Origin of the sequence: Streptomyces sp. E2N166, from assembly GCF_003671715.1 — a bacterium.
Lineage (GTDB): Bacteria > Actinomycetota > Actinomycetes > Streptomycetales > Streptomycetaceae > Streptomyces > Streptomyces thinghirensis.
This window is the reverse complement of sequence record NZ_RAIF01000031.1, coordinates 816,786-822,177: the sequence shown is the minus strand read 5'-3', so window position 1 is coordinate 822,177 and position 5,392 is coordinate 816,786. Positions and strand designations below refer to the sequence as shown.

Below are 5,392 nucleotides of genomic sequence, written 5' to 3'. Positions count from 1 at the left end.
GGTCGGAGGCGCTGTTCCTCCGGCCGTGAGTCAGGGCCTGCCCCGGGCCGGGGCCGTCAGTGCCAGGGCTTGTAGTGCGGGTTGCTCTCGCACTCGCTCATGATCTCGGTCTTGGTCTGCCGGTCGACCGGGCAGACGCCGATGACGTACTGCCGCTGGATGCCGCCGGGGAAGGCGACCTCGACCTGGTCGGCCCACTTGTGGGTGTCGCCGATGGTCTTGTTGACGTCGATGCCGCCGGGGGCGTCGATGTAGTAGTTGTACCCGGACTTGTACCAGGTCTTGTAGAGGTCGTGGTCGTAGGTCGTCGAGACGTACGGCGAGGGCTGGTTGACCAGGACGTACTTTTCGACGTCGTACTGGCCGTTCTGGACGTCCTTGGCGTGGAAGCCCTCCTCGAAGACGACCTGCGGGCCCCGGCTGTCGCTGCGGTAGAGGGTGCCGCACGTGGTGCGCCAGACCGGCTCGGGCGTGATGCGGGCGACGTCGACGCCGGAGTCGGCGGCGGCCTTGAGCTTGTCGTCGAACTGGGGGCAGGCGGGGGCGGCCTTGGCGGGAGCCGTCGCCGGGTCCGCCGCTTGGGGGACGGTGGCGGCCGAGGTGGCGAGCACGGCGGAGAGGGACAGGACGGCGGCGGCGGCCCGTCGCCGCAGGCGTGTGGTGATCATGCGGGTACGATCCCGGCTCCGCGGCACCGGACCGCGGATCTTCACCCGTAGGCGGCGTGTCCGCCGAACGGGGTTGCTCCCAGCGGCAGATGGGACCTCAGCGGTCCACGACCCGCATCTCGAACCAGGTGGTCTTGCCGCGCGGCAGCAGATCGACGCCCCACCGGTCGGACAGCTTGTCGACGAGGAAGAGGCCGCGCCCGCTGATGTCCGTCTCCTGCACCGGCATCAGACACGGCAGCCCCCGGGAGGGGTCGCGGACCTCGACGCGGATCCAGCCGGGGCGACGGCGCATGTGAAGACCGAAGATACGGGCACCGGTGTGGCGTACGGCGTTGCCCACCAGCTCGGAGACGAGCAGGACGGTGTCCTCCGTGACCTTGGGGCCGAGTGCCCACTGGCGCAGGGCCACGACCTGGGCCAGCCGGCGGGCGGTGGCGGCGGACTCGGGGCGGGACGGTAACGGAACCTCGCGCTCCGTCGGGTTTCCGAACAGCTCCAGCGCCTTGAGCGCGCTCTCGTCCTCGACCGCCGGCGACCAGCGCGCCGCGGTCGCCCGTCCGGCTCCCCGCGGCTGTTCCGTACCCTCCAGCCCCGCCATGCCCCCATAATGGCCGCCCCCCGAGGGCTCCGTGGCCGTTCCCGGGGAATACGCCCCTGCCGAGCCCTGCCCCGGCAAGGGTCGATCAGCATATGCCGCGGGCAGTTCGGAGCCGGAAGCAGCCCCACTGACCTGCGTGGACGACTCGGCCGGAGACAAGCGGCGGACTCCCTCGACAAGACGCGCTTAATGGTGCGTTAAGGCTGCCATAAACCGCCCCATCGAGGGACCCGGAATCAGACACCGCGTCAACTGCGAGCGGTGCGGACCCACTTCATCGAGCGCACTCAGAGGAACTTCGCCTTCCCGGGGCCTTCCTCCACGAAGCTGCGCATCCCCCGCTCACGGTCCTCGGTGGCGAACAGACCCGCGAACCAGTTCCGCTCGACGGCGAGGCCGGTCTCGATGTCCGTCTCCAGACCCGTGTCGATCGCCTCCTTCGCCGCGCGCAGCGCGATGGCGGGCCCCTTCGCGAGCCGTGCCGCCCAGGCGTGCGCCTGCTCGTAGACCTCGGCGGCCGGCACCACGCGGTCCACCAGGCCGAGTGCCAGCGCCTCGTCGGCCTTCACCTGGCGGCCGGTGAAGATGAGGTCCTTGGCCTTGGAGGGGCCGACCAGCCGGGAGAGCCGCTGGGTGCCGCCCGCGCCGGGGATCAGGCCGAGCAGGATCTCGGGCTGGCCGAGCTTGGCGTTCTCCCCGGCGATGCGGAAGTCGGCGCAGAGCGCGAGTTCGCAGCCGCCGCCGAGGGCGTATCCGGTGACCGCCGCGACCACCGGCTTGGGGATGCGGGCCACCGCGGTGAAGGCGTCCTGCAGGCCGCGGGAGCGCTGGATCATCGCCGCGTGGTCCATCACCTGCATCTCCTTGATGTCCGCGCCCGCCGCGAACACCTTCTCGCCGCCGTAGATCACCACGGCGCGCACGTCATCGCGGCGGGTGGCCTCCTCGGCGAGTTCCTTGAGCCGGTCCTGGGTGGCGATGTCCAGCGCGTTCATCGGTGGACGGTCCAGACGCAGCGTGCCAATGCCTTCGGCGACTTCCAGATGTACGGTCATGCTCCGCAGGTTAGCGGGCGTTCACCGCCGTGGGGGTCGTGGGTGCGTGGTCGGCCCACGGCCGGTGGCGCGTTGCTCGCGCCCACGCGGCGGAGCCGCATGTCGCGACGGCACCCGCGCCCCCTTGGGGCGCGGGTGCACCGCCGGCCTACGCCTTCCACTTCTCCCAGGACATGTTCCAGCCGTTGAGGCCGTTGTCCGGGGCGATGGTCGCGTCGTTGGAGTTCTTCACCACGACCACGTCGCCGATGAGCGAGTTCTCGAAGAACCAGGCGGCCGGCGCCTTCTCGTCCCAGCCGCCGCGCACGTCGCGCAGGCCTATGCAGCCGTGGCTGGAGTTGCGGTTGCCGAAGGCGTCGCCGCCCCAGTAGTTGCCGTGGATGAAGGTGCCGGACGTGGACAGGCGCATGGCGTGCGGGACGTCCTTGATGTCGTACTCGCCGCCGTAGCCGACCGTCTCGCCGTTCATCCGGGTCACGGGGAGCCGCTCGGTGATGACCATCTGGCCGTTCCAGGTCTCGTAGCCGGGAGCGCCGGTGGTGACGGGGATGGTCTTGACGGTCTTGCCGTCCCGCACGACCTTCATCGTGAGCTTCTTGGCGTCGACGACGGAGACCTGGCTGCGGCCGACCGTGAAGGAGACGGTCTTGGCCTGTTCGCCGTAGACCCCGTCGCGGCCCTCGACGCCGTCGAGGTTGAGGTCGACGGTGACCTTGGTGCCGGCCTTCCAGTACTTCTCCGGGCGGAAGTCGAGGCGGTCGTTGCCGAACCAGTGGCCCGCGACCTCGACGGCCGGTTCGGTCTTGACGCGGATGGCCTTCTCGACGTCCTCGGGGTTGGTGATGCCCCGGGTGAAGCGGATCGAGAACGGCATGCCGACGCCGACCTTCGAGCCGTCCTCCGGCGTGAAGGTGCCGATGAAGGTGTTCTTCGGCGTCAGGGTGGTGAAGCGGGAGTCCTCGGCGGCGGTGCGGCCCTCGGAGTCCTTGGCGACCGCGTGCACGGTGTAGGTGGTGGCGGCGGCCAGGTGGGTGGACGGCGTCCAGGTGGCGCCGTCCGCGGATATCTTCCCGTCGACCTTCGTTCCCTCGGCGTCCTTGACCAGGACCTCCGTGAGCTTGCCCTTCGCGGCGGCGACCTTGAGGTCGCCGCTGGTGTCGACGGCCTTGGCCCCGTTCTTCGGGGCGATGCTGACCACGGCCTCGGACTGCTCGCTCTGTGCCGCGGTGGAGTCCTTGGCGTTCTTGCCGCCGTCGTCCCCGGCCCCGGCTCCCGATCCGGACCCTCCCCCGCCGCACGCGGTCAGCGTCAGCAGCACACCCAGTGCCAGCGCCGGCAGTGTCCTGCCGCGTCCCCTGCCGCTCCGCCCCCGGCGGACCGCCGGTGACGCCCCCGATATCGGACGCACGTTCAACTTGTCTCCCCTCGCCGGGCCTGGTCGGGCCCGCGCCCCGGTGCGCCCGCGCGCACCGGCGCATCGTAACCGCAGGCCAGGGGCGTAGGGGACAGAGGAATTGTCACTGTTCCGTACCGAGTTGGCGGCCGGGTGCCGGAATCACGCCGGCGCTACTTCACCGCACTGCCCGCTTTCCACTTCTCCCAGTTCATGTTCCAGCCACCGAGCCCGTTGTCGGGGGAGACCTTCTTGTCCTTGCTGTGGACCACCTCGACGACGTCACCGATCAGGCTGCGGTCGAAGAACCAGCCCGCCGGAGTGTCGGAACCGCCGCCCTTGACGTCGCGCAGACCCACGCAGCCGTGGCTGACGTTGGCCCGGCCGAAGGTGTCCTCCGGTGCCCAGTAGTTGCCGTGCAGGAAGGTGCCGGAGCTGGTCAGACGGATGGCGTGCGGGACGTCGGGGATGTCGTACTCGCCGCCGAAGCCGACCGTGCGGCTGTTCATGCGGGTGACGTCGAGCATCTCGGTGATCACCATCTTGCCGTTGTAGGTGGGGGTCGTCGGCGCCCCCGCCGTGATCGGCACGGTGGTCAGCAGTGTGCCGTCCCGGCGCACCTGCATGGTCCGCTTGGCCGCGTCGACGCGGGAGACCTGGCTGCGGCCGACGGTGAAGGAGAACGTCTTGTGCTGGAGTCCGTACACCCCCGGCGCGCCTTCGACGTCCCGCAGGTGCAGGTCGACGGTGACCTCGGTGCCGGGCTTCCAGTACTTCTCGGGGCGGAAGTCGAGGCGGTCCTTGCCGAACCAGTGGGGGCGGACCTCGGTGGCGGGCTTCGCGGTCACCGAGACGGCGCGTTCGACGGCGGCGCGGTCGGTGATCTCCCGGTTGAACTCCAGCGAAACGATCATGCCGGTGCCGACGACCGAGCGGTTCTCGGGAGCGACGTACCCGATGAAGCGCTCCTCGGGGACGTAGGTGGTGAAGGTGGTGTGCCGGGCCGAGCGGCGCCCCTGGCCGTCCAGGGCGACGGCGTCGACCGTGTACTTCGCGGCGAGCGCCAGCCGGTCGTCGTCGGGTTCCCAGCGCAGGCCGTCGTCGGAGATCCGGCCGGGTACCGGGGTCTCCTGCGCGTCCTGCGACTTGACGACCTTCACCGACTCCAGCCGCCCGCCGGGCACCCGCACCGACAGCTTCCTCTCCTCCGGCCGGACGGCCTTGCTGCCGTCGTCCGGGGTGATGCGGATGACCTCCTCGGCTGCGGGGGGTTTGCCGAACACCCCGCCGATGCCACCGCCGATGCCACCGCCGTCCGAGGTGCATCCGGCGGCCCCGGCCAGCAGTCCTGCCCATGTCAGTACGGTGGCCAGAGCGGCCCCTGCGCGCCGTGCGCGCCCTTGTACGTGCCTCACATCCACCCGTAACGACCGGTCCGCCCTGGGGAAACGTGAGTGCGAGCCATGCGGTGGGCAGAACAGTGGGGAGGACGACGCGACGGGGAGCAGCGGTCGGGACACCGTGCGCCCTCTTCCCGTCTTCCGTCTCTGGCACGTCGTTCCACGAGCCGCAGGAGGCTGACAGGTGTCCAGCGCAGCCGAGCAGGAGGCGGTGGCCGGGAAGCAGGCCGCCGAGGACGGGCACCCCGCCGTCGCGGTGAACGGCGCGCGGCGGG

General features: G+C 70.5%; 5 protein-coding genes. All 5 read right to left on the bottom strand.

The annotated features are described in order from the left end of the window. Nucleotides 1-56: 56 nt before the first annotated feature. The 5 genes from EBH09_RS25795 to EBH09_RS25775 all read right to left on the bottom strand — a co-directional run bounded on the left by EBH09_RS25795 (nucleotide 57) and on the right by EBH09_RS25775 (nucleotide 5,132). The gene (locus tag EBH09_RS25795) at nucleotides 57-668 is read right to left on the bottom strand and encodes an ADP-ribosyltransferase (RefSeq protein ID WP_121749284.1); all 612 of its coding nucleotides are present in this window, start codon (nucleotides 666-668) and stop codon (nucleotides 57-59) included. Between the two features lie 97 nt (nucleotides 669-765). Continuing rightward, nucleotides 766-1,269, bottom strand: a complete 504-nt coding sequence (locus EBH09_RS25790; protein ID WP_193776534.1) for an ATP-binding protein — start codon at nucleotides 1,267-1,269, stop codon at nucleotides 766-768. 287 nt (nucleotides 1,270-1,556) lie between these two features. Then, a complete protein-coding gene (locus tag EBH09_RS25785; RefSeq protein ID WP_121749282.1) occupies nucleotides 1,557-2,324 on the bottom strand; it encodes an enoyl-CoA hydratase-related protein in 768 nt (255 codons plus the stop codon). Nucleotides 2,325-2,472: 148 nt separating this feature from the next. Further along, nucleotides 2,473-3,732: an Ig-like domain-containing protein gene (locus tag EBH09_RS25780; protein WP_193776560.1), complete on the bottom strand. Its 1,260-nt coding sequence runs from the start codon at nucleotides 3,730-3,732 to the stop codon at nucleotides 2,473-2,475. Between the two features lie 158 nt (nucleotides 3,733-3,890). After that, nucleotides 3,891-5,132 carry an Ig-like domain-containing protein gene (locus EBH09_RS25775; RefSeq protein ID WP_121749281.1) on the bottom strand — a complete coding sequence of 414 codons (1,242 nt, stop codon included), beginning with the start codon at nucleotides 5,130-5,132 and terminating at the stop codon, nucleotides 3,891-3,893. Between the last annotated feature and the right edge of the window lie 260 nt (nucleotides 5,133-5,392).

Excerpts from the sequence above, each read along its gene's own strand:
- EBH09_RS25795 (WP_121749284.1), bottom strand. The coding sequence starts at position 668 with ATGATCACCACACGCCTGCGGCGACGGGCCGCCGCCGCCGTCCTGTCC.
- EBH09_RS25785 (WP_121749282.1), bottom strand. The coding sequence starts at position 2,324 with ATGACCGTACATCTGGAAGTCGCCGAAGGCATTGGCACGCTGCGTCTG.
- EBH09_RS25790 (WP_193776534.1), bottom strand. The coding sequence starts at position 1,269 with ATGGCGGGGCTGGAGGGTACGGAACAGCCGCGGGGAGCCGGACGGGCG.